This is a genomic window from Salinibacillus aidingensis, from assembly GCF_039522525.1.
Taxonomy (GTDB): domain Bacteria; phylum Bacillota; class Bacilli; order Bacillales; family Alkalibacillaceae; genus Salinibacillus; species Salinibacillus aidingensis.
This window is the reverse complement of record NZ_BAAADO010000001.1, coordinates 221,996-244,344: the sequence shown is the minus strand read 5'-3', so window position 1 is coordinate 244,344 and position 22,349 is coordinate 221,996. Positions and strand designations below refer to the sequence as shown.

Sequence of the window (22,349 nt, the reverse complement as noted above, 5' to 3'; positions counted from 1 at the left end):
TAGCTGGACAAAGAAAAGCGAAGGCGACCGGCAATAACAAAGAGATAGGTTCCTGTAGTCATAACAAATTCACTGATGGATGATTTCTTTTGTGATATGATAAGTACGATTGATATAAAAGGAGATGATTTTTTGACGAAACAAGGCTATATTTTAATGGAAAATGGAGATAAAATTGAGTTTGAATTATATCCGGATGAAGCTCCTGGCACCGTTACCAACTTTGAAAAACTGGCTAATGACGGTTTTTATAATGGTCTTACATTCCATCGGGTCATCCCGGGTTTTGTGAGTCAGGGCGGCTGCCCAAGGGGAGATGGAACTGGTAATGCAGGATATACCATCAAATGTGAGACAGAGGGTAATCCTCATAAACATGTTCCTGGCAGCTTATCAATGGCTCATGCTGGTAAGGATACAGGCTCCTGTCAATTTTTTATCGTACATGAAGAGCAGCCTCATTTAAATGGCGTGCATACAGTGTTTGGACAAGTGACTTCCGGTCTTGAAACAGCGAAAGCCATGAAAAATGGAGATGTTATGAAGGAAGTTAAGATCAACGGATAAATCATAAAATGTGGCTGGGATCTGACAAAATTACTGCTAATGAAAAGGATGTTTCCAGATGAGGGGGTATACGCCCCCTTCTCAACCCGGATTTTTCTTTGATGAAAACACTTTGGCCCCAGCTGCATTCTGTTTGTATTTGCCGACGTTAAGGAGATTTCTATGATTAGTTTACTAATCTTTTTCCTTTTAATCGCTCCTCTTACTATTCTTTTTCACGAATTTGGCCATGCAGGTATGGCCTATATTCTTAAGGCGGATCTCGTCCATTTTTTTATTGGGTCAGGCAGGGAAAGAGCAGCCTTAAGAGTGGGGAGGATTCATCTTCATCTGCACACCCTGTTATTTATGGGAGGTCAGTCCCTAAGTGAAAAAGAAAATGACTTCAAAGCCTGGGAAAAGGTGTTAATATCAATAGCCGGCCCCATTATGAATGGAGTTGTGGCCTGGGGCATATCTTTTATGTCCTATGAAAATACGGTCATTCAATTAGCCATTTGGTTTAATTTATGGCTTGCCATCCTAAACTTAATTCCTTTTCGGCATGGGAGGAAAAAATCAGATGGTTATGTTTGTGTTGAGGTTTTTATAAAAAGTTTGAGGACAAGAGATTAAATTAGTGAATGAATACCATTTGCATGAACAATAAAAGGAATTATAATAATAGAGAAATGATATCCTTTTGGAGGATTTACGATAATGCGAAAGAAAAATAGACGATTATTTTTATTGTTAGCAGGATTTGGTCTTATTTGGGGATTTATTTACTGGTATTATATTGTTTAGATAAATACACTATTTTAGAAGGAAAAGGATAAAATTTATAGAACATTATGGTCAAGTGGCTTTGGATGGAAAATAAAGGATTAATATTAGAAAGAATTGGAAAAGATGTATTTATATACAAATTTTATATGCAAACATACAGGTATAGTTCAATCATAGACGTTTTGCGTTTGAAGGGTATAAATCAGAGTGACTTTCGAATAATGAGGGATTATTATGTTAATACGTTACAAAAAAACATTTGAAAAAATAGCCATGGGTTTACTATCATTTATGCCGGAAGAAAAGGATGTTAAGAAACTGCAGCAGACAATTAAGGAATATGAGTCAAATGAAAATTGGCATTTATATCTATGGAAGGAAGAAGACTTGCTGGGAGCTGTTGGAATTCGAATTGAAAATGAAGAAAAGGCAGTTATTCAGCATATCTCTGTAAATCCATCCCACCGTCATCAGGGGATTGGAAAGAAGATGATTGATGCAGTACGCACACAATATGAGAACCGTTATATCGTTTGTGCGGATGATCGTACGGAATCCTTTGTAAAAAAGTGTGAAGATGTGATTCAGAGAGATCAGTCCATCTAGGTTTAAGTGTCGTGCCGCAAAATGTGCTTATGTACAACATAATGATTGGTTAAATCGCTTTTAGAATTAAACGCGCAATTCCATTTGAAACATTTTTGCCTGACCTGTTCAGTAAGGCACCTATCCTGAATGGGTAATGAAAAACTCTGATAGGCTTTCTTCTGCTGCATGTTTGATTCAAGCGTATCAAGGGTTTTCAACATTTCGGATTTGGATAGTCCAAAGTTTTCGATTAACGTATGATGAAGATGAAATTTTTGCTTTGCCTTTTTTATCAGGCGTAAGGCTCCCACATGATTCCCTCTCCGCTGATGGTATAATGAAACTGCCAACTGGATAAAAGCAACCCAAATAGAATTTCGGTCCAAGGGTGTCTCCTTTTTCCACCTTTCCTCCAATATCTCATGACATTCGAAATAGTCCCTGGTTCCTAAAAAGTGAGCCAGATACGTAACATATGCATCATCATACATACCAGCAACTCCTTTAATTATAGTGACGGTAACTAATTAAATAATCCATTTTTTTCAGTTTATCATGAGAAACGGAATAAACATATTCCTGGATATAAAAAAAACCAAGCGCTAAGCCTTGATAAGCTTAGCGCAGGTTTTGGGGATTAATTAATATCCTCCATAACCCCAGCTTGCACCGACAATAATTAACAGAATGAACAATACTACGATTAACGCGAAACCGCCGCCATAACCATATGAACCCATAGTAAATCCTCCTTTTTTAGATTACAATGATAAAAGGAAATATCGATAACTCATTACCTTTTACCATGTTTCTTACGTTAATACCTTATGTACATTTATTTAATGTTGTATAGGCGGATGTAAAGAATTGAATTAATTTTTTCAGGGAAGGAATTCTGATGAAGATGGGCGAAGAATATCTTGTTAAATTAGACACATTTGAAGGACCGCTGGATTTATTATTACACTTGATTAATCGCTACGAAATTGATATATATGATATTCCGGTTGCTCAAATTACAGAACAATATATGAGCTACATCCATACGATGCAACAGCTGGAACTGAATATAGCCAGTGAGTATCTGGTGATGGCTGCAACGTTAATTGAAATCAAGAGTAAGATGCTTATCCCCAACCAGGAACTGGAATTGGAAGAGGATGAGTATGAAGAAGAGGATCCGAGAGAGGACCTTATGAGGCGATTGATTGAATACCGCAAATATAAGGAAGCAGCCCAAAACCTTAAGGACAGAGAATTGGAAACGAATCAGATTTACACACGACCGCCTGTTAATCTGGACGTTTATAAAAATGAAAATAAACCCGTTGAAAATCATGGAGAAGTGACCATTTTTGACATGATTGGTGCATTACAGAAGCTGTTCCAAAGAAAGAAATGGAACGAACCCCTGGAAACAACAGTTGAGAGGCAGGATATTCCGATTCAGGAACGAATGGACCAAATGCTGAATTATATCCAACAGGCAAATCGGAAAATATTCTTTGATGAATTATTTCCCTCACCTGTTCGTTCCCATATTGTTGTATCATTTATTGCATTACTCGAATTAATGAAAAGTAGAATGATTATTTGTGAACAGGAAACAAATTTTTCCGATATTATCATTTATCAGGATGCAGAAGATCAATTAACGGATTAAACGGAGGATCACAATGGAATTACAGAAGTTAAAAGCAGCAACAGAAGGATTATTATTTGCTTCAGGTGAAGAGGGGCTTAGTAAAAAGCAGCTGGCAAAGGTTCTTGAAGTAGACCAGACAGCAGTAGACGTCATTGTGGACGAACTAAAGTATGATTATGAGCATGAACAACGGGGAATTACGATTATGCAATCTGCTGATTTTTTTCATTTAACGACAAAACCGGAGCATGCGCATTATTTTGAAAAGCTCGTTGAAACCCCTTCATCATCCCGCCTCTCCCAGGCTGCTTTGGAAACGCTGGCTATTATTGCCTATAACCAGCCGATTACACGAACGGAAATTGAAGAAATTAGAGGGGTAAACAGTGATGGTCCTGTTCAGACATTGATATCACGTCAACTTATTGAAGAGGCCGGGAGAAAGGAAACGAGTGGACGGCCCGTTTTATTTGTGACGACGACCCAGTTTCTTTCCTTCTTTGGTTTAACCTCATTGGAAGAGTTACCGCCATTACCTGAGGATTTAATAGATGAAAATATGGAAATGGAAGCTGATTTATTCTTTGAAAGATTTAAAGAAGATACAGACTTCTAAAGAGTGGATAATTGTCTGACTTTTCAAATTAAATATGATACGATATAAATAAATACGATATATGGGAGGATGGGGGTTGGAGATAAAAAATTTTACTGGCCGTCAGTTGGAAAAAAGTGTTCCGGCTTCACCCGAGGATGGATTTATTCGTTCGCAGGTTATTTATTACGAGGGCAGTTTTGAACAGGTATTTCAGCTTGTGTACCCTGAATATTTTAATCGGAATTTTTCAACGGTTACACCTTTCGAAAAGGAACCTGTGATTTCATCAGATCCGTACAATTACGATTTTAAAGAAGTGGCAGCGTTAGCCTTACTTTTAACAAATCCGGAATACAAGCAGCAAAGAAGATTGTATGTTCCTGACTGGGATCAGTTTGCCTCTCTGTTTGAGCAGGTTCAATGGGATACTGTCGAAAACGTCATAAAGGAACTGCTGGAATACACCCCTTAAACTTCATAGACCGTGACTAAAGCTTCCTCATAATCGGGGAAGCTTTTTCACATTTGGAAGACCTGGGCATATGATGATGTCGAGGTGATGAAGATGAATGCACAAACCAGACAATATTTATATGCTTTGTTAAATTGGGCAGATGAGGTAGAAGAAAAAGTATTAAATAATCGAAAAAACGTGGATCTATCATTTGTACAGAACAGGATGAAAAACTGGCGGAACAATATACAAACGTATTTAATAAACCATCAGTCTGTGACACAGGAAGATCTGGAACACATTCAGAGGAGTGGTGAGGAAATGGTGGAAGACATCGTAACAGTACGAGGAGAGCAGCCAAATGCGAATCGTGTGCCGATAGGAGAACATAGACTTCCACCTCTTCCTTATGATTATGATGCACTTGAACCGGTAATCTCCGAAGAAATTATGCGGCTCCATCATGATGTCCACCACAAGAGTTATGTAGAAGGTTTAAATAAGGCGGAGCAAATGATCGACAAATGGAGTGAATCCCAAAATAGCCAAATGCTAAGGCATTGGATGAGAGAGCAGTCGTTCAATGGAAGCGGACACTTCCTTCACACCATTTTTTGGAATAACATGTCTCCTGAAGGTGGCGGGAAGCCAACAGGGGAGCTTGCTGCACATCTCAATCAGGTTTTTGGCAGCTTTAAACGGTTTAAACAGCTTCTTACCCATGCAGCAAAGTCTGTACAGGGGACAGGTTGGGCCATGCTTGTGTGGGAGCTGCGTTCTGGTCGCGCTGCAATTCAGACAATCGAAAAACACAATATGTATGCCCTTTGGGACGTTATCCCGCTGCTCGTATTAGACGTGTGGGAGCATGCATATTATTTACAGTACCAAACGGATAAAGGGAAATATGTAGACAACTGGTGGAAGGTTGTAAACTGGCAGGACGTCCAAACCCGTTTTAATCAGGCGAAGCAATTAACCTGGTCTTTAGCATGAATTGGATACTTCAGACTGATCCCTATCAAAAAATGGATAGGGATATTTTAATGACTTTTTATGGCTTCAACTGCAGTAGAATCATGTCTGTGCATTTGACTTTTATGCTCCCTTCTGTTTTTGTCATAAGCCCGTCCTTTCCTTCATATTTTAGTACAAACACCATGAAATGGAGGACTTGTTTTGAAAAACATCAAAAAAATGCTCATTATTATCATAATCCTTCCGTTTCTATATACTGCCTGGTATCCAACGACTGCACATGCTGCACCTGGAGTTTCGGCTGAAAATGCTGTATTAATGGAGTATGAGTCCGGAAGAGTTCTATTTGATAAGAATGCACATCAGAAAAAAAGTATAGCCAGTATTACGAAAATCCTGACAGCGATTGTAGCCATTGAACATGGTGATTTGAATGAAACTGTCACAGTGAGTGAAAATGCGGTGAGAACAGAAGGCTCCTCGATCTATTTAGATGCGGGTGACAAAGTTAAACTGAAGGACCTGGTTTATGGATTAATGCTCAGGTCAGGGAATGACGCTGCCGTAGCAATCGCTGAGCACGTAGGAGGCAGTATACCAGGCTTTGCCCATTTGATGAATCAGAAGGCGCAATGGATTGGGATGACAGACTCTCATTTTGCAAACCCACATGGTCTGGAAGCTGATGGCCATCATTCCACGGCATATGACATGGCATTATTAATGAGGTATGCCATGCAGAATAAGACGTTTTCAAAAATATCAGGTACGAAAAAGTATAAGGGGGAAAATGAACGCTTCCCATGGCACAATAAGAACAAGCTGTTAACAAGGTATCCTTACTGTATTGGCGGAAAAACCGGTTATACAAGGAAAGCGGGAAGAACACTGGTTACCAGTGCCGAAAAAGAAGATATGAAGCTAATCGTAGTGACTTTAAATGATCGGAAAGATTGGGATGATCATACTCATCTGTATGAATGGGGGTTCAATTCCTTTGATTTACAGCTGATTCGTGATATGGGACAGATTGAGCTTTCACTTCCTGGTGGGAGCACCGTGTCAGCCGAAATCGTAAACCCTGTCGTTCTGCCGTTATCCAAAAAAGAGTCCGAAAAGATAGAAAGTAAGACTTATATAAAAGAAGATTTTCGAGTGTCAGATGATGAGGTGATCGGAAAAAGAGTATATACCTTAAATGATCAGGTTTTAGCAGAGAGAAATATTATTAAAGAGCCCGTACTGCCAAAAGAGGAAAGCCTGTTTGATAAAGTAAAAGACTTATTTCATCAGTTAAATGGGGTTTTATAAATGGTTAATTTAATCTGGGTCTTCCTGGCTGTTACAGGAATTATTTATGCGATGTTTAATGGAACAATGGACGAGGTGAATGAGGCAATCTTTGAAAGCGCGGATGAAGCGGTTATGCTTGCCATTGGATTAATAAGTGTACTGGTCTTTTGGCTGGGCATTATGCGAATTGCTGAAAATGCAGGTCTGTTAAGAGGACTGGCCAACTTATTTAAGCCCATTTTTAAACGGATATTCCCGGAAATCCCGCCTGAACATCCAGCTATGGGATATATTTTATCCAATTTTTCCGCAAACCTGTTCGGTCTCGGAAATGCAGCAACTCCCCTGGGAATCAAAGCGATGGAGGAAATGAAAAAGATAAACAACGATTCAACTGAGGCTTCACGGTCAATGGTTACATTTCTGGCCTTAAATACCTCAAGTGTTACTTTAATTCCCACAACTGTCATTGCTATTCGAATGCAATACGACTCTGCCAATCCAACAGAAATTGTAGGGACAACCATTCTTGCTACGGGCATTTCAACCATTGGCGCCCTTTGTGTGGACCGTTTTTTCTATTATCGAAGGGTACGGAGGAATAAGTCATGAGTGTGATAACGACTATTAGTACATGGATTATCCCGTTTATTATATTAATCGTGCTGATTGCAGGGACAATTAGGAAGGTTCCAACCTATGAAACATTTGTGGAAGGGGGTAAAGAAGGGGTGCGCATGGCTATATCCCTTCTTCCTTTTTTGTTAGGAATGATTGTTGCCATATCCATCTTTCGAGCGTCAGGAGCGATGGAGGGTTTTGTTGCATTAATTTCCCCCTTGCTGCAAATACTGGGAATACCCAGCGATATTGTTCCTCTTGCAGCTGTTCGTCCTATATCCGGAACAGCTGCACTGGCTGTTACCACTGATTTAATAAAGGAATTTGGACCTGATTCTTTTATTGGAAAGCTAGCTTCCACTATGCAGGGAAGTACAGATACGACCCTTTATGTTCTAACTGTCTATTTTGGTGCTGTTGGAATAAAAAAGATGGGGGATGCGCTTAAAGTTGGACTCTTAGCTGACCTTATTGGTATAATAGCATCGATTATGATATGTACTTATATCTTTGGATTCTAAAGCGTTAACAATGGTTAACGCTTTCTTACATATCGAATGATTAAACATCAAGGGCAGGTGACATTATGGAATTGGAAAGACTTCAAAAAGCGATTGCTAAAAGTGGATATACATCCAGACGAAAAGCAGAAGCGTTAATTACGGAAGGTAAGGTTAAAGTTAACGGAAAAACAGTAACCGAATTGGGGACAAAAGTAAAGCCTGATGATACAATCGAAGTAAACAATATCCCTCTTGAAAAGGAAGAACCTATCTATCTTCTTCTTTATAAACCCAGAGGTGTCATTTCAAGTGTGAAAGATGACCGGAATCGTAAAGTGGTCACAGACTTACTTCCTGAAATAGAAGAAAGAATTTTTCCAATAGGAAGACTTGACTACGATACTTCAGGGATATTGCTTCTAACGAATGATGGTGATTTTGCCCAACAGCTTATGCACCCGAGATATCAGCTGGATAAAGTTTATATTGCAAAAGTAGAGGGAATTCCTGCACCAGAGGATTTAAAACCACTGAAGTCAGGAATAAACGATAAGGGTGAAAATCTGAAAGCCATTAAACATCGGATTTTGTCCGTAGATCATAAGAAAAACAGAGCCATATTAGAAATCACATTACATGAAGGGAAAAACCGGCAGATCAGGAGGATGATGGAGTCCTTAGGCTACCCGGTTTTAAAACTCAAGAGGGAAAGGTATGGTTTTCTGAACCTGCATGGAATGAACCCGGGGGATTATCGGGAGCTTACTCCTCATGAAATCAAGCAATTAAAAACTTATGCAGAAAAAAATGTTAAATAATTTTCATAATTTGTTACAAAACGGTAATTCACTTCGTCGTATAATGACCCAAAGGGAGTGGTCTGCGTATGTCCAATAAGAAAAAGAAGCGATTTATATTCAGAAGTATTGTGTTAGCCATCTTACTTGGTGCTGTCGTTTTTGCATTGGTTTCCAACTTCATGAAGGACAAAGAGGCGGTAGCAGATGGTGACCAGGCACCTCCTTTTGAGCTTGAGCAGGTAAATGGAGAAGGTGCAATTCATTTGTCGGAGGATTTAAAAGGGAAAGGGGTCATGGTGAATTTCTGGGCCACTTATTGCGACCCTTGTAAAGAGGAAATGCCTTATATGCAAAAACTGTATCCTGAATATAAAGAAAAAGGTGTAGAGATTGTAGCTGTAAGTCTTGATGCAACGAAACTGCGTATCAGAAACTGGATTGACAAGAATCATCTCACATTTCCCATTGTTCATGATAAAAACGGTACAGTAATGGAAGCTTATGGTGTCTTTGATCTCCCGGCATCATTCTTTATTAATCCGGACGGTACAGTTGAAAGACAGGTATTGGGAGCATTAACACTGGACCGGCTTGAAGGGTATTTAAATGAGATTGTACCAGAGAGTGAGAAATAAAAAGGATGAGTACGGATGAATGAAATAAAATGCGAATGCGGGCACGTAAACCCGGAAGGCACTGTTTTATGTGAGGCTTGTGGAAAACCTATTGAACGAAATCAGCACATTGATGGAAATGAAAAAAGTAAGCTTTTAAATATGCGTTATGAAGGAAGTGCAAGAAGATCCAAAACCAGAAACCAGACGGTGGTCGACAAAATCTGGATTTTCTTTTCTTCTGTAAAAGTAGGGGTCTGGTTAATCGTATTAACCCTGATTGCATCCATTATTGGTACGATTCTGCCCCAGGAAATGTACATACCTCAAAATGTTGAAGCAGCTGATCATTACAGAGATGAATACGGATTATTTGGTCAAATTTATTATCAACTGGGATTTCATAACCTGTATTCCTCCTGGTGGTATATACTCTTAATTGCATCCATCGGAGTATCTCTGGTCATTTGCAGTATTGATCGTGTTGTTCCGTTATATCGTGCTTTAAAACGACAAAAACCGAAACGGCACAGTAATTTTATCCGCAGACAGCGTTTATTTGGAAAAACGGAAAACGTAAAGCAGGCGGACATCGATCAGGTTGTCTCCCGTCTGAAAAAGAAACGTTACAGGATATCTGAAGAGAACGGACATATTTTAGCAGAAAAAGGCCGGTTCTCCAGATGGGGACCATATGTGAATCATATTGGGTTAATTATCGTACTGATCGCTGCTATACTACGCTCGATGTCCTTCTTTTATATTGAAGATTATGTTTGGGTAAGAGAAGGAGAAACGAAGCTCATCCCGCAAACAGACGGTCAGTACTTTATAAAAAACAACGACTTTATAATGGATGTATATGATGAAAACGATGAAAGATATGCCGAAGCAATCAAAAAAAATGGAGAAATGATTCCAAGTAATTATGAAACGAAGGCTGAAATTTATAAAGTGAAGGGAGATACCATTCCAGGGCAGGATCCGGAGTTAACAAAAGTTAATGAAGGGGAAATTCGTGTTAATGAACCGTTAACAGTAGAGGACATTTCATTATATCAGGCAAGTTATCAATTGAACGAATTTCAATCTATGTCATTTAAGCTGCATCTCAGTGATGATGAAAACGAATCACCTATTGGGGAATTCACCTTTGATATGAACAACCCTAAAAAAGAGTATGACCTTGGAAATGGATATCGGGTTGTTGTGGACGATTATTTCCCGGAATTTTTCATGGAAGAGGGAGTGCCTGATACCAAATCAAAATATCCTAAGAAACCTGCTTTTATTTTCTTTGTGTATGGTCCTGATATTGAAGATTATGAAGTGAATTTCCTGACCATAGGAGCAAATTTAAATCCTCATAATAATAATCAGTACAAGATTAGTATTACAGGTGTGGATATGAGGGATGTGACAGGATTGACAGTAAAACGGGATCACACCCTTCCATTTTTCGCGGTTGGAGCGATTATATTCATGATTGGCGTTGTCCAGGGCATGTATTGGTACCACCGCAGAGTTTGGATCCATCCGAGGGAAAATGAGGTATGGATAGCGGCACATACCAATAAAAACTGGTATGGCTTGAAAAAAGATATTGAATCGTCCCTGGAAGGAACAGATTTTAACATTCCGGATGATCAGCAGGAATTGAAGTAGCAGTAGCATTTAAGGAGGATCATCATTATGGATTATGTATCGATAAGCAGCAACTTTTTATTTGCATCATTTATCATCTATATGGTGGCTATCGTTTTCTTTGCATTTACCATAAGAGATAAAAATAAGGAGCATAAACAGACCAAGGCAGGAACGGTGGGGATTGTCTTAACCATCATTGGATTTATATCCCAGATTGGCTATTTTATAACCCGGTGGATTGCCAGCCATCACGCTCCAGTCAGCAATATGTTTGAGTACATGACGTTCTTTGGCATGATGCTGGTCTTTGCGTTTATTATTTTGTATTTCATTTACAAGGTTGACTTATTAGGATTGTTTATTTTACCTGTATCCGTAGTTGTCATCGGTTATGCGAGTGTATTCCCGCAGGAGATTTCACCGTTAGTACCGTCCTTGAAATCTCATTGGTTATATATCCATGTGACAACCGTTTCTCTTGGTGAAGGCATTCTGGCTGTAAGCTTTGGTGCAGGATTAATTTATTTAATTCGACAAGTTGACCAGACCGTAAGAAGTAAGAAGACTTTTTGGCTGGAGTTTATTATGTATTCGATTTTGAGTGTGATTGCTTTTGTGGCTGTCTCTACTACTTTCGGTGCAATGGATTACAGCATAGAATTTCAACATTCAGAAACAGAAACAACTGTAGTGTACAGTATGCCGGCGATTGCCGCTCCTAATGACGGGGTAATGCTGACTGAGGATAAAATGTCACCTTTGTTTAAAGCACCTGGCTGGATGAATGGAGCAGAAGCGGGGCGTAAATTGAATTCTCTTATCTGGTCACTGCTTGGCGGTCTGGTATTATACGGCCTGTTAAGACTTATTTTTCGAAAAAGAATTACAGCAGCTCTTCAGCCACGTGTTAAAAAGTCAAATCCTGAGCTGTTGGATGAGATTACTTATCGTGCTGTAACGATAGGCTTTCCAGTCTTCACTTTAGGCGGTCTTATATTCGCGTCCATATGGGCGCAGGAGGCCTGGGACCGTTTCTGGGGATGGGATCCTAAGGAAGTCTGGGCTCTTATTACCTGGTTTTTCTATGCAGCCTTCCTGCATCTGCGGTTATCAAGAGGATGGCATGGGGAGAAATCAGCGTGGCTGGCCGTCATTGGTTTTGCCATTATTATGTTTAACCTGGTTGTTGTAAACCTTGTTATTTCCGGATTGCACTCTTATGCATCTTAAATTCACGGATTTTTAAGCTACGTTAAGGGGGGATATTGAGAATGGAACAGAATGCGAAAATTCTGGTAGTTGATGATGAAGAAAGAATCAGACGGCTATTAAAGATGTACCTGGAAAGAGAAGACTTTCAAATTGAGGAAGCAGAGGATGGAAAAGAAGCTCTTCAAAAAGCGTTGGAAGACGACTACGATTTAATATTACTTGATCTCATGATGCCTGGTATGGATGGTGAAGAGGTTTGTACAGAGCTTCGGGAAAAGAAAAGTACGCCTGTTATTATGCTGACGGCTAAAGGGGAAGAAGCGAACCGTGTTCACGGACTTGAGGTTGGTGCAGATGATTATATCGTAAAACCTTTCAGTCCAAGAGAAGTTGTTTTGCGAGTAAAGGCTTTACTTAGACGTTCCTCAACAACCAATTTTGTGCAGACTCAGACTAAAACCAGTGATGTGCTTGTGTTCCCGCATCTCACAATTCAAAAGGATGCTCATAGGGTTACAGCCGATGATAAAGAAGTCAGTTTAACACCAAAAGAATATGAACTGCTCTTTTTCCTGGCAAGATCACCGGACAAAGTGTTCGCCAGAGAAGATTTATTAAAAGAGGTATGGAATTATGAGTTTTTTGGTGATTTGAGAACAGTTGATACTCATGTCAAAAGGCTAAGAGAGAAATTAAATAAAGTTTCAAAGGATGCTGCAAAAATGATTGTTACTGTCTGGGGTGTCGGGTATAAATTCGAGGTTGAGCAAGAGTAATGTTCTGGAGAAGTGTTGTTGTTAAACTATGGTTTACCATTTTACTTTTTTTCTCTTTTGTGCTCCTTACCCTGACGATTTTTTTGCTGCAGTTCTTTCAAAATTTTCATGAGACGCAGGCAAGAGAAGAGCTGGAACAGGATACAGAAAAAGTTATAAGCATTATAAATGGAAATGATAATCGTAGTCTGATGACCTCAACCATAGAGCAAATTACCGATCCATCCAAACGAGTGGTTTTAGTATTCAGCCGAGGGGACTATTGGATTTCATCAAGTAACGATCAGGAGCTGGAAAGCCTGGATATCAATTGGTTTTATTCAAATGAGGAATTTAAGCAGGTATTGAACCATGAGGATTCAACCTATCAAAAGACAACCTTACCAGAAACAGATCGTGAAATTCTTATCGTAGGACAACCTTTTGAGAACAGGGAAGGTGCAGTATTTGTTTATGAATCACTGGACATTGTAAAAGAAACCACTTCCCAGACAACAACACTTATTTTTGTAGCTGCAGGTATTGCCATTGTTTTAACAACATTTTTTGCGTTCTTTTTATCAACCAGAATTACCGCGCCTCTAATAAAGATGCGTAAGGCAGCTTTAGAATTGGCAAAAGGCGAATTTCATACAAAAGTACCGATTTTAACCAGAGATGAAATTGGAGAATTAGCCATTGCGTTTAATCGTATGGGCAGACAATTAAAATACCACATTCAGGCGTTAAATCAGGAAAAGGAACAGCTGTCCAGTATTCTCTCTTCCATGGCGGATGGTGTCATTACCTTTAATCGCAGTGGGGAAATGCTCGTTACGAATCCTCCAGCTGAGCGCTTTCTATCATTATTGACTTATGAAAATGGAAAGCAGGCTGGTGAAGAAGCAACACCCTTGGAGCTGCAATCAACGTTGGAACGGGTAATTGCATCTGAGCAGGAAGAAGTCACACAGGAATTTCACCTGCAGGGAAGATCATTCGTCGTAATCATGTCCCCTTTATACGATCAGCTTTATATTCGGGGAGCTGTTGCAGTTATAAGGGATATGACGGAAGAAAGACAGCTTGATAAACTAAGAAAAGACTTTATTGCAAATGTTTCCCATGAACTAAGAACACCGATTTCAATGCTGCAGGGATACAGTGAAGCCATTGTGGATGGAGTGGCTGACTCAAAAGAGGAGAAAAATGAGCTTGCTCAGATTATTCATGATGAATCCCTGCGTATGGGCAGACTCGTAAATGAGCTGCTGGATCTGGCAAGAATGGAAGCTGGACATATACAGCTTAATATACAGGAAATTGAACTGGAATCCTTTTTAAATAAAGTGGTTAATAAGTTTAAAGGAATGACTCAGGAGAAAGATATTAACTTGAAGCATGACTTTAACCTGGAAACAATGATCGTGCGTATCGATCCTGATCGTATGGAGCAAGTGCTGACGAACCTTATTGATAATGCTATTCGTCACAGCGACACGGGTGGAGAGGTTCAATTACACGTGCATGCAGTTGAAGATCAAATCGAGTTCAGTGTGGAGGATTCCGGAACTGGTATCCCGGAAGAAGACTTACCCTTTGTATTTGAACGCTTTTATAAAGGAGACAAATCGAGGGTGAAGAAGATGGGGAATACTGGAACTGGATTGGGGTTAGCGATTGCAAAAAATATCGTAGACGCTCATAATGGGTCAATTGACGTACACAGTAAACGCAATGAAGGAACAACCTTTATGTTTACGATTCCGGGAAACTTGTAAAAACAGTGGGAAAGATTGTTTGTTTTTGAGTGAAAAAATCAGATTGTTGAAGATTATGCTGAAAAATTTTGTTTCATATGAAAAAGAAAACCTTTGTCTGGTATAGACAAAGGTTTTCTTTTGGCTAATTTTAAGGATGTATTTTTCTTAATTATGTTAAAATATGGAGGAAGTTTTTAGATTCCGTACTGTAACTTTTTTTACGTTTATACGACTATATGGATAGAAGCGGGAGGCTTTAACATGAAAGAAGTCTTTCAGGATTTATATCATAAATATCATCAGGACGTGTTTCAATTTTTGTTTTATATGGTAAAAGACCGCAGTCTGGCTGAGGATCTCGTTCAGGAGGTATATGTAAAAGTATTAAAATCCTACCACAATTTTAAAGGGGAAAGCTCAGAAAAAACCTGGTTAATCTCAATTGCCAGACACATCGCCATCGACTATTTCAGAAAACAGAAACGGAAGCAAAAGCGAATAATTGGGTCTTTTACGGTTGATGAAAAAAGTGACTGGCTGGAGGATACAGGCAAAATCCCAGAAGAAATTGCCATGGAGAATGAGGATATTCGCCATATGTATCAATGTTTAAAAAGGTGTAACATCGATCAGCAGACGGTCATTATTTTAAGATATATTCAGGCTTTATCTATTAAGGAAACGGCTGAAGTCCTTAATTGGAGTGAAAGTAAGGTGAAAACCACCCAGCATAGAGCGATTAAGCGGTTAAGAATGCAGATGAGCAAAGAGGAGGAGGGCAAAAAGTATGAAGAATAATGAAAACAACCATGAGATCGAAAAAATGTTAAATCAAATGCCCAAAATCCAGGACCATCAGGACGAAGAGGAGTTATTTAAGAAAGTACAGCAGCAACTCCAACGTACGCAAAACAAGCAAAGAAACAGGAAAGTATGGACGATTCCGGCGATGACTACCGCTGCTGTGATGCTTATTGCTGTCATCCTGATTTCTGTAATCACGAACCAGAACCCGACTGCGGACATGGCACAGGATATGGAGAACAGCTCAGAGGAAAGCGCATCTTCAGAGGACACCGGCACTCCTTCCCATGAGTTAAAAATGATGAGCCCTGAGGAGAATGACGCAAGTAGAGATGCGGAATCCTCTCCTTTGCCGGAAATGGATAAATCGGCACCCCGCTCTATTTCAGGCTTGCAGATCGGGATGACCTATGATGAAGTTATTAAGGAAATTGGCTCCCCGCTGGAGTATGAGGATACTGAAAATCAACGAAGTCTAAAATACTCCACTGAAGGGTATGGAATTAAATTACAATTCAAAAAGAACAGTCAAACGGTAAACGAGTTTACATTTATCCCCCGGTATTTACAGGACACGCAACAAAAACTGACGATTCATCCATTGTTCTTAAGACAGAAAATAGAGGGAATAAGAACAATGTTAGGTGGGCCCATGAATGAAGAATCTGTATCCTGTTTTGAAAATACAACCTGTGAGGAGTATACGTATAAACTCAATTCCAAAGACAGAATTGTAGTGAGGACATCCTGGAACAAAGAGGATATTGAATTTATAAAATTATTAAGGCAGGAACATCAATAAGATTGCCGGGTTGCGTGGGATAAAATCATATGGCACATATACAATAAGTTATTAAAAACACCCCCCATGAGTGGTCACGTTTCATCCACGTAATGGGGGTGCTTCTGTTATATTGGATCACCCGATGAGGGTTTGTCTACTCAAATTTATCCGGATCACCATGAAATGGCTGATCCGCTATCCGGATAGATTCGGTAGGGCAGCCATCCAGAGCATCCTCCATATCTTCTATTAAGTGCTCAGGGACTTCTGTTATTCCCTGATTATCATCTAACAAACAATAGGACAGTCCCTCTTCATCGTAATCATAAATATCTGGTGCCGCCGCTCCGCATGCACCGCAGGCAATACAGGTTTCTTTATCAACAATGGTGTATTTTGACATTTTTCTGTCCTCCACTAAGCAATTCCTAAAAATAATCTTAAGCAAAAAAGCATTTTCGCTTCTCTTCGGTATATTAAATTTTAAAACTGTTAAATTCACATTTCAACTGATATGATATATAGTAGCAAATATTAGAGAATCGCAGGGAATTTTAACGAAACGCGCCGAAAGGAGAGGGGCCATTGTATCAGACGATTTTATTAGCCTGTATTGACCGGATTGATGATGAAAAAAGCTTTTCTTCCATCTATCATTTATTGAAAGGAAAGCGTTCAGCACAAACGATTCAGGATGCTAAAGCTTATGGTCTCTCTCCCATTTTCGGTATCCTGAAATCATTAACGAAAAATCAATTCCGGAACAGCCTCCTGAAACTGCATAAGGATGAGTATATTGAATGGAAGGGTGAGGAAACCGTTAGTCTAACCAGCACGGGGAAATCTTATCTTAGCATCCGTAAGAGCCAGGAACCTGAACTTGCGTGGTTTGATGGTTTTAATCTTCATCACATTGCTCCGCATTTCCGGTTGAGACTTTTATTATGGATTCAAACTGCTTCCAACCTACTAAAAAATCATTCTCATTTTATCCCTGTTAATGACCAGAGGGAAGTTGCAACTTGGGTTAAGACTTTCTATCAGAAAAAGAAAAATCAACTGGATGCACACTTTGCTTCCCTGCATGAGGAGTTACACCAATTACTAAAGCTTCATCAGCCATTTCACGCCGATATATTTGTAGCAACGCTGACAGGCTTCCGAAAAATTGGTTTGAGTAAGCAGCAAATTGCAGAAAAGTGGAATCTTACCATTGAAGATGCAGAACTGTATCTTCAATCATCCATCCACTTTATTCTTAATAAAGTTCATCAGAATCAGACAGAATTTCCAACTTTAAGCGAATTTATCCCACATGAATTAATGCAGTTGCCCCTAACAGCTTCTGCTGGAAAAACCAGGAAATTATTGAAACAGGGATACACGATCGAACAGATATCCAGGAGAAGAAATCTTAAAGTAAATACCATTCAGGATCATATTGTTGAAATCATCCATGTTGATCCATCTTATCCTGTGGATTCATTTGTTTCAGCAGAGGCGGAACAAATCATACGTAATAAAATAAGCGAATTAAATACAAAGCGCTTAAAGGTAATAAAAGAACAATTGCCGGAATCTATTAGTTACTTTATGATTCGTATCGTAATGGCTAAACTTTATCAATCGAGGGATTATGCCTATGCATAGAAATAAACCGGATCAAATGAAATTGTTATCCATATTAAAAAATAAGTTTGGGTATGAGGGATTTCGTGAAGGGCAATTAGATATTATAAAAGATATTTTCCACGGGCAGAGTGTTCTTGGGATATTACCAACAGGTACAGGAAAATCCTTGTGTTATCAGTTACCGGCCTTTTCGTTGGAGGGAATCACGATTGTTGTTTCTCCTCTTGTATCACTTATGGTAGATCAGGTCAAGCAGTTAAAGGCCAGAGGATTTAAACGTGTAACAGCTATCAACAGTTTATTGGACCATAACCAGAGAGACTATATCCTGAGGCATTTACATGACTATAAACTCATTTACTGTTCTCCGGAGATGCTTCAAAATCCGTACTTTTTTCATCGTTTAAAATCCTTATCTGTATCCCTGTTTGTGGTGGATGAAGCCCACTGTATTTCTCAATGGGGACATGAATTCCGAACGGACTATTTAAAGTTGAAGGATCGCATAAAGGAGCTTGGGAATCCCGCGGTGCTGGCATTAAGTGCAACAGCTACACCTCAGGTACAGGAGGATATTCAATATTTTCTGGATATTCCTGACCTGAAAAAACGGATCTATCCTATGGACCGTCCAAACATTGCATTTGCCATTGAACATGTAACTCACTGGCAGGAAAAGGTGGGGCGTATCGTTCAGGTTTTAAAGCAAAATCCGGTTCCCACGATGATCTATTTTTCAAGCCGTAACTGGTGTGAAAAAGTCAGTGAAACATTAAACCAGGAATTACCCGATTCACGTGTTGCCTACTACCATGGAGGAATGAGTTCAGAGGATCGACTACTCATTCAACAGCAATTTATGAATCACCAGCTTGATGTTATTTGCTGTACGAGTGCTTTTGGGATGGGAGTTGATAAGCAGGACATTCGACTAGTTATCCATTTTCATTTGCCTACGCAATTGGAATCCTTTATACAGGAGGTTGGCCGTGCAGGCCGGGATGGAAAGGAGAGCGTAAGTCTTGCTCTTTATACAGAGGGAGATGAACAAATTCCATTACGCTTAATTGAACAGGAACTCCCAACAGAAAGACAGGTGGAGCAAATATTTGGTGATTTACTCAAGATAAACAGTACTTCTCTTCCCTTAAAAGACATTAAAGAGGAATTGATTGCTAAATATGAGTTAACCGAAACGCAGTGGAATTTCTTAAAATACCAGCTTGAGCAGCAAAAGATTATTACAGGTGAGCAATTCCACCTGGAGGCTGATGTGCTGGAGAATACATGTCAACGGACACTTAGCCTATTAAGAGAACGTGCAGCCATTAAAATAAAGAAGTTGTACCAATTTATTGATTGGATAAAAAGTACTGGATGCCGGAGAAAGGATCTATACAGGCCCTTCCAGGAAAGCTATCAGCAGCCAGTGTACCATTGCTGTGATCATTGTGATTTTTCCTTCTCAAAATGGAATCCACCTATTCAGCATCAAATAGAAGAAAGGGTTGAGGGGTGGGAGGTTGAACTTAGGAAGCTATTTCACCAGGAGGCATAAAAGTGAAAAAACAAATGAATCAGGCCGAACTGATTAAGCGCATGACGGATAAAGAGCTATTATTCAATCTCTATTTTTCCCAGGGAATCTTTGTTGTGATTGCGATCGTTAGCAGCTTCTTTTTATTTGATTCTTTTTATAATTGGTTCCACCAGCTTAAATGGGATCCCGTCAACCTCTTTTTATTCGGTCTTTTACCAGCATTGGCGATTGTTGTGGTTGATCTTATTCTTATGGAGCTATTACCGGAATCCTATTACGATGATGGGGGAATCAACGAAAGAATCTTTAAAAATCGCAGTATTGTTCAAATCTTCTTTATTACACTATTTGTCGCACTATCCGAAGAAATGCTGTTCAGGGGCGTTATCCAGCATGAATTTGGCTATTTAATAGCAAGCGTACTTTTTGCATTGATCCACTTTCGCTATCTGCGTAAACCTGTATTATTAATCTCCATATTGAGTATCAGCTTTTTAATAGGATATATATATGAAATCACTGAAAACCTGGCTATCACAATCACAGCTCATTTTTTTGTGGATTTTATTCTGGCGCTTTTCATTAAATTTAAATGGGGTGACCTTTATGGCGTTGAGGAAACCAGCTGAATCAGCGTATGAAGGCGAGAACTCAAAGGAAATCGATGTGAATGAGCTGCCACCACGCAGCACTGTACATAAGAAAAAGAGGTCATCAGCCAGGAAAACGAAAGAAAAGGATAAACGTCCGGAAGCGAAGGAGAAACGGAAATCTATCCGATGGAATGTGTGGGTACTCAGAATTTTTCTCGTTTTATTTGTACTCCTTGTTTTAGGGGTACCCGTATACTATTATTGGGAGGACATTAAGCAGCCGATTATATCGGATCAGAATAATGACCATCCTGCTGGAGAACGGATCTTCTTTGATCATTAAAGGTTTTCGGAATGTAAACAGTCATATATTTTTATGGTGCTGTCTCCTTTCCTTAAGACATTTTGTAGTTCTTTTCATATGTTTCATTCAGTAAAATATGTTATTTTTAAGTAAAGGGAATTTCTTTTCCTAAGTCGAATATGATTTACATGAAGAATTCCCGATTCCTGTATTGGACGGCTTGTGATTTCTTCGTGTTAAATAGATAAAGTAGATGGAGAGGTGGCAAGTATGTTTGTGAGGAGCATTATGATTCCTAAACATCATTGTGTTGTGGCAAATGCCCAGGACGATTTGCAGAAGGTTCTGGATACCTTGTTATCAAAAGATATACAGGGAGTCCCGGTCATCGAGGATGAAACATTCAGAGGAATGATCACAAAGCAGATGATTTATCAGCGTTATTTTTATTCTGATGATTATACGGATAAAGAAGCTTTCCTGAATTCTGTGACAGCAGCAGATATTGTAGAGCATGGTGATTTACATATTACCGAAGAGGATGTTTTTGAAAGTACCTTGACAGCGTTTAAAGGATTTCCCATATTGGCGGTTACCGATGAGAATAAGCACTTCCTTGGAATTGTTACACGATTTGATGTACTGGAACAATTTGAAAGTGCCTTTGGCATGAAAAAGCAGGGGGTCCGCATTGCATTTGCCTCCATTGAAGCGGAAGGTCGTATAGCCAAATTGTCCGAATTGATCAGAAATCATCATGGAAATATCATCTCCTTAGCAACCTTTGATGAAACAGACAGACTTGCCAGAAGAATTGTCCTGAAGCTGGAGAATAATGAAAATGTTGATGTTGACCGATTTTTAACCCGGCTGGAAAAGAGCGGATTTCGAGTGCTGGATGTAAAGACGGTCTGAAGTATATCACATACATGATGTGGTAATCATTTTTAGAGGAGCAGGATATAAAAATCCCGCTGACCTAAGTTGCGGCAAAATAAGGAAGCCCTTGTCAAGGATGTGTATTGACAGGGGCTTTCCATATCCTCACTAAACATTGCAGAAGGGAATTGAAGGATGCTGATTTATTTAATTATATTTGTGATTATTGGCGGTATTTCTTTATTGCTATATATGTATATTCTTGCACATAATAATCATTTAGAAAAGGTAACGATTTTCGATAAAAATTTTCCTTCTTCTTCAGAGCGTTTGAACATATTTTTTATATCAGATGTTCATAAAAGACTCATTAACCAGTCAGTACTTCATTCTCTCGACCAAATAGATGTAACGATTATCGGTGGGGACTTATGTGAAAAAAATGTTCCCTTGCGTTATGTGGAAGAGAATATCTTAAAATTAAGGGAATTAAATGCCCCCATCTTTTTCGTCTGGGGAAATAATGATATCGAGGTGAATGCTTACAAGCTTGTCTCCCTCTTATCCAGGCATAAGGTTACAATCCTGGCCGACTCATCATTTGTCTGGACCTTAAGTTCCGGAGACAGAATTCAATTAGCAGGACTGCATTCTTTATATTTGCGCCAGGTTTTAACCAGTAAGTACTTTGAGAACATTTGGAAGCCTGATGTCTCTTACACAATTCTTGCCAATCATGAACCTGAATCCTATGATTTATTAAACAAGGAACAAAAAGAGCAGGTAAATCTGGTCTTGAGCGGTCATACCCATGGAGGACAAATCCGTTTTTTGGGCTTTGGTTTAAGGAATAAGGGCGGATGGAAGAAAGTGGGCCATCAGCACTTTTTAGTCAGTGAGGGGTATGGGACATCAACTTTACCACTGCGTTTAGGGACAAGAGCTGAATGTCACTGCATTACTATTCAGTCACCTTCGTGAAATGTGCAGAAATATGAAACTTTCCT

General features: G+C 39.3%; 27 protein-coding genes. 24 read left to right on the top strand and 3 right to left on the bottom strand.

Annotated features, from left to right (window positions below; genetic code table 11):
* Positions 1–132: 132 nt before the first annotated feature.
* The 3 genes from ABD006_RS01355 to ABD006_RS01345 all read left to right on the top strand — a co-directional run bounded on the left by ABD006_RS01355 (position 133) and on the right by ABD006_RS01345 (position 1,941).
* Positions 133–567 carry a peptidylprolyl isomerase gene (locus ABD006_RS01355; RefSeq protein WP_343836703.1) on the top strand — a complete coding sequence of 145 codons (435 nt, stop codon included), beginning with the start codon at positions 133–135 and terminating at the stop codon, positions 565–567.
* A 162-nt stretch (positions 568–729) separates the two neighbouring features.
* On the top strand, positions 730–1,182 hold the full coding sequence (locus ABD006_RS01350; protein WP_343836701.1) for a M50 family metallopeptidase: 453 nt from the start codon (positions 730–732) through the stop codon (positions 1,180–1,182).
* Between the two features lie 387 nt (positions 1,183–1,569).
* On the top strand, positions 1,570–1,941 hold the full coding sequence (locus ABD006_RS01345; RefSeq protein ID WP_343836699.1) for a GNAT family N-acetyltransferase: 372 nt from the start codon (positions 1,570–1,572) through the stop codon (positions 1,939–1,941).
* Between the two features lie 2 nt (positions 1,942–1,943).
* Here the strand turns inward: ABD006_RS01345 and ABD006_RS01340 are convergent, their stop codons facing one another.
* Positions 1,944–2,414, bottom strand: coding sequence for a DUF309 domain-containing protein (locus ABD006_RS01340; RefSeq protein WP_343836697.1), 471 nt, complete (start codon positions 2,412–2,414; stop codon positions 1,944–1,946).
* 150 nt (positions 2,415–2,564) lie between these two features.
* Positions 2,565–2,663, bottom strand: a complete 99-nt coding sequence (locus ABD006_RS01335; protein WP_162038811.1) for a YjcZ family sporulation protein — start codon at positions 2,661–2,663, stop codon at positions 2,565–2,567.
* A gap of 164 nt (positions 2,664–2,827) precedes the next feature.
* Here ABD006_RS01335 and ABD006_RS01330 point away from each other — a divergent pair, with 164 nt between their 5' ends.
* The 15 genes from ABD006_RS01330 to ABD006_RS01260 all read left to right on the top strand — a co-directional run bounded on the left by ABD006_RS01330 (position 2,828) and on the right by ABD006_RS01260 (position 16,412).
* Positions 2,828–3,586, top strand: a complete 759-nt coding sequence (locus ABD006_RS01330; RefSeq protein WP_343837730.1) for a segregation/condensation protein A — start codon at positions 2,828–2,830, stop codon at positions 3,584–3,586.
* Between the two features lie 13 nt (positions 3,587–3,599).
* Complete coding sequence (gene scpB / locus ABD006_RS01325; protein ID WP_044157880.1) at positions 3,600–4,184, top strand: SMC-Scp complex subunit ScpB; 585 nt, start codon at positions 3,600–3,602, stop codon at positions 4,182–4,184.
* A 76-nt stretch (positions 4,185–4,260) separates the two neighbouring features.
* On the top strand, positions 4,261–4,638 hold the full coding sequence (locus ABD006_RS01320) for a hypothetical protein (RefSeq protein WP_343836691.1): 378 nt from the start codon (positions 4,261–4,263) through the stop codon (positions 4,636–4,638).
* 87 nt (positions 4,639–4,725) lie between these two features.
* On the top strand, positions 4,726–5,616 hold the full coding sequence (locus ABD006_RS01315) for a superoxide dismutase (protein WP_343836689.1): 891 nt from the start codon (positions 4,726–4,728) through the stop codon (positions 5,614–5,616).
* Positions 5,617–5,799: 183 nt separating this feature from the next.
* A complete protein-coding gene (locus tag ABD006_RS01310; RefSeq protein ID WP_343836686.1) occupies positions 5,800–6,909 on the top strand; it encodes a D-alanyl-D-alanine carboxypeptidase family protein in 1,110 nt (369 codons plus the stop codon).
* A complete protein-coding gene (locus ABD006_RS01305; protein WP_343836684.1) occupies positions 6,910–7,503 on the top strand; it encodes a nucleoside recognition domain-containing protein in 594 nt (197 codons plus the stop codon).
* Complete coding sequence (locus tag ABD006_RS01300; protein ID WP_343836682.1) at positions 7,500–8,033, top strand: spore maturation protein; 534 nt, start codon at positions 7,500–7,502, stop codon at positions 8,031–8,033. Before ABD006_RS01305 ends, ABD006_RS01300 begins: the two co-directional genes overlap by 4 nt.
* Positions 8,034–8,098: 65 nt before the next feature.
* Positions 8,099–8,833 carry a pseudouridine synthase gene (locus ABD006_RS01295; RefSeq protein ID WP_343836679.1) on the top strand — a complete coding sequence of 245 codons (735 nt, stop codon included), beginning with the start codon at positions 8,099–8,101 and terminating at the stop codon, positions 8,831–8,833.
* 68 nt (positions 8,834–8,901) lie between these two features.
* Positions 8,902–9,450: a thiol-disulfide oxidoreductase ResA gene (gene resA / locus ABD006_RS01290; RefSeq protein ID WP_343836677.1), complete on the top strand. Its 549-nt coding sequence runs from the start codon at positions 8,902–8,904 to the stop codon at positions 9,448–9,450.
* A gap of 15 nt (positions 9,451–9,465) precedes the next feature.
* Positions 9,466–11,094, top strand: a complete 1,629-nt coding sequence (resB, locus tag ABD006_RS01285) for a cytochrome c biogenesis protein ResB (RefSeq protein WP_343836674.1) — start codon at positions 9,466–9,468, stop codon at positions 11,092–11,094.
* 27 nt (positions 11,095–11,121) lie between these two features.
* Positions 11,122–12,306 carry a c-type cytochrome biogenesis protein CcsB gene (gene ccsB / locus ABD006_RS01280; RefSeq protein WP_343836671.1) on the top strand — a complete coding sequence of 395 codons (1,185 nt, stop codon included), beginning with the start codon at positions 11,122–11,124 and terminating at the stop codon, positions 12,304–12,306.
* A gap of 41 nt (positions 12,307–12,347) precedes the next feature.
* Positions 12,348–13,064 (top strand): response regulator transcription factor, encoded by a 717-nt coding sequence (locus ABD006_RS01275; protein WP_343836669.1) that lies wholly within the window; start codon positions 12,348–12,350, stop codon positions 13,062–13,064.
* Positions 13,064–14,824 (top strand): ATP-binding protein, encoded by a 1,761-nt coding sequence (locus tag ABD006_RS01270; RefSeq protein ID WP_343836666.1) that lies wholly within the window; start codon positions 13,064–13,066, stop codon positions 14,822–14,824. Before ABD006_RS01275 ends, ABD006_RS01270 begins: the two co-directional genes overlap by 1 nt.
* A gap of 243 nt (positions 14,825–15,067) precedes the next feature.
* The gene (gene sigX / locus ABD006_RS01265) at positions 15,068–15,604 is read left to right on the top strand and encodes an RNA polymerase sigma factor SigX (protein WP_343836664.1); all 537 of its coding nucleotides are present in this window, start codon (positions 15,068–15,070) and stop codon (positions 15,602–15,604) included.
* Positions 15,594–16,412: a hypothetical protein gene (locus tag ABD006_RS01260; protein WP_343836661.1), complete on the top strand. Its 819-nt coding sequence runs from the start codon at positions 15,594–15,596 to the stop codon at positions 16,410–16,412. Before sigX ends, ABD006_RS01260 begins: the two co-directional genes overlap by 11 nt.
* Positions 16,413–16,548: 136 nt before the next feature.
* Here ABD006_RS01260 and ABD006_RS01255 read toward each other — a convergent pair whose 3' ends face one another.
* Positions 16,549–16,797: a ferredoxin gene (locus ABD006_RS01255; RefSeq protein WP_044157866.1), complete on the bottom strand. Its 249-nt coding sequence runs from the start codon at positions 16,795–16,797 to the stop codon at positions 16,549–16,551.
* A 182-nt stretch (positions 16,798–16,979) separates the two neighbouring features.
* On the opposite strand from ABD006_RS01255, the gene ABD006_RS01250 reads away from it, so the two are divergent.
* From ABD006_RS01250 to ABD006_RS01225, 6 genes are all read left to right on the top strand, one after another.
* The gene (locus ABD006_RS01250) at positions 16,980–18,044 is read left to right on the top strand and encodes a YpbB family protein (RefSeq protein WP_343836658.1); all 1,065 of its coding nucleotides are present in this window, start codon (positions 16,980–16,982) and stop codon (positions 18,042–18,044) included.
* A complete protein-coding gene (locus tag ABD006_RS01245) occupies positions 18,037–19,584 on the top strand; it encodes a RecQ family ATP-dependent DNA helicase (RefSeq protein ID WP_343836655.1) in 1,548 nt (515 codons plus the stop codon). Before ABD006_RS01250 ends, ABD006_RS01245 begins: the two co-directional genes overlap by 8 nt.
* 2 nt (positions 19,585–19,586) lie before the next feature.
* Entirely contained in the window at positions 19,587–20,195 is a 609-nt protein-coding gene (locus ABD006_RS01240; protein WP_343836653.1) for a CPBP family intramembrane glutamic endopeptidase, read from the top strand.
* The gene (locus ABD006_RS01235) at positions 20,173–20,502 is read left to right on the top strand and encodes a hypothetical protein (protein ID WP_343836651.1); all 330 of its coding nucleotides are present in this window, start codon (positions 20,173–20,175) and stop codon (positions 20,500–20,502) included. Before ABD006_RS01240 ends, ABD006_RS01235 begins: the two co-directional genes overlap by 23 nt.
* A 231-nt stretch (positions 20,503–20,733) precedes the next feature.
* Positions 20,734–21,378 (top strand): CBS domain-containing protein, encoded by a 645-nt coding sequence (locus tag ABD006_RS01230; RefSeq protein WP_343836648.1) that lies wholly within the window; start codon positions 20,734–20,736, stop codon positions 21,376–21,378.
* Between the two features lie 159 nt (positions 21,379–21,537).
* On the top strand, positions 21,538–22,323 hold the full coding sequence (locus ABD006_RS01225; RefSeq protein WP_343836646.1) for a metallophosphoesterase: 786 nt from the start codon (positions 21,538–21,540) through the stop codon (positions 22,321–22,323).
* The last annotated feature ends 26 nt before the right edge of the window (positions 22,324–22,349 follow it).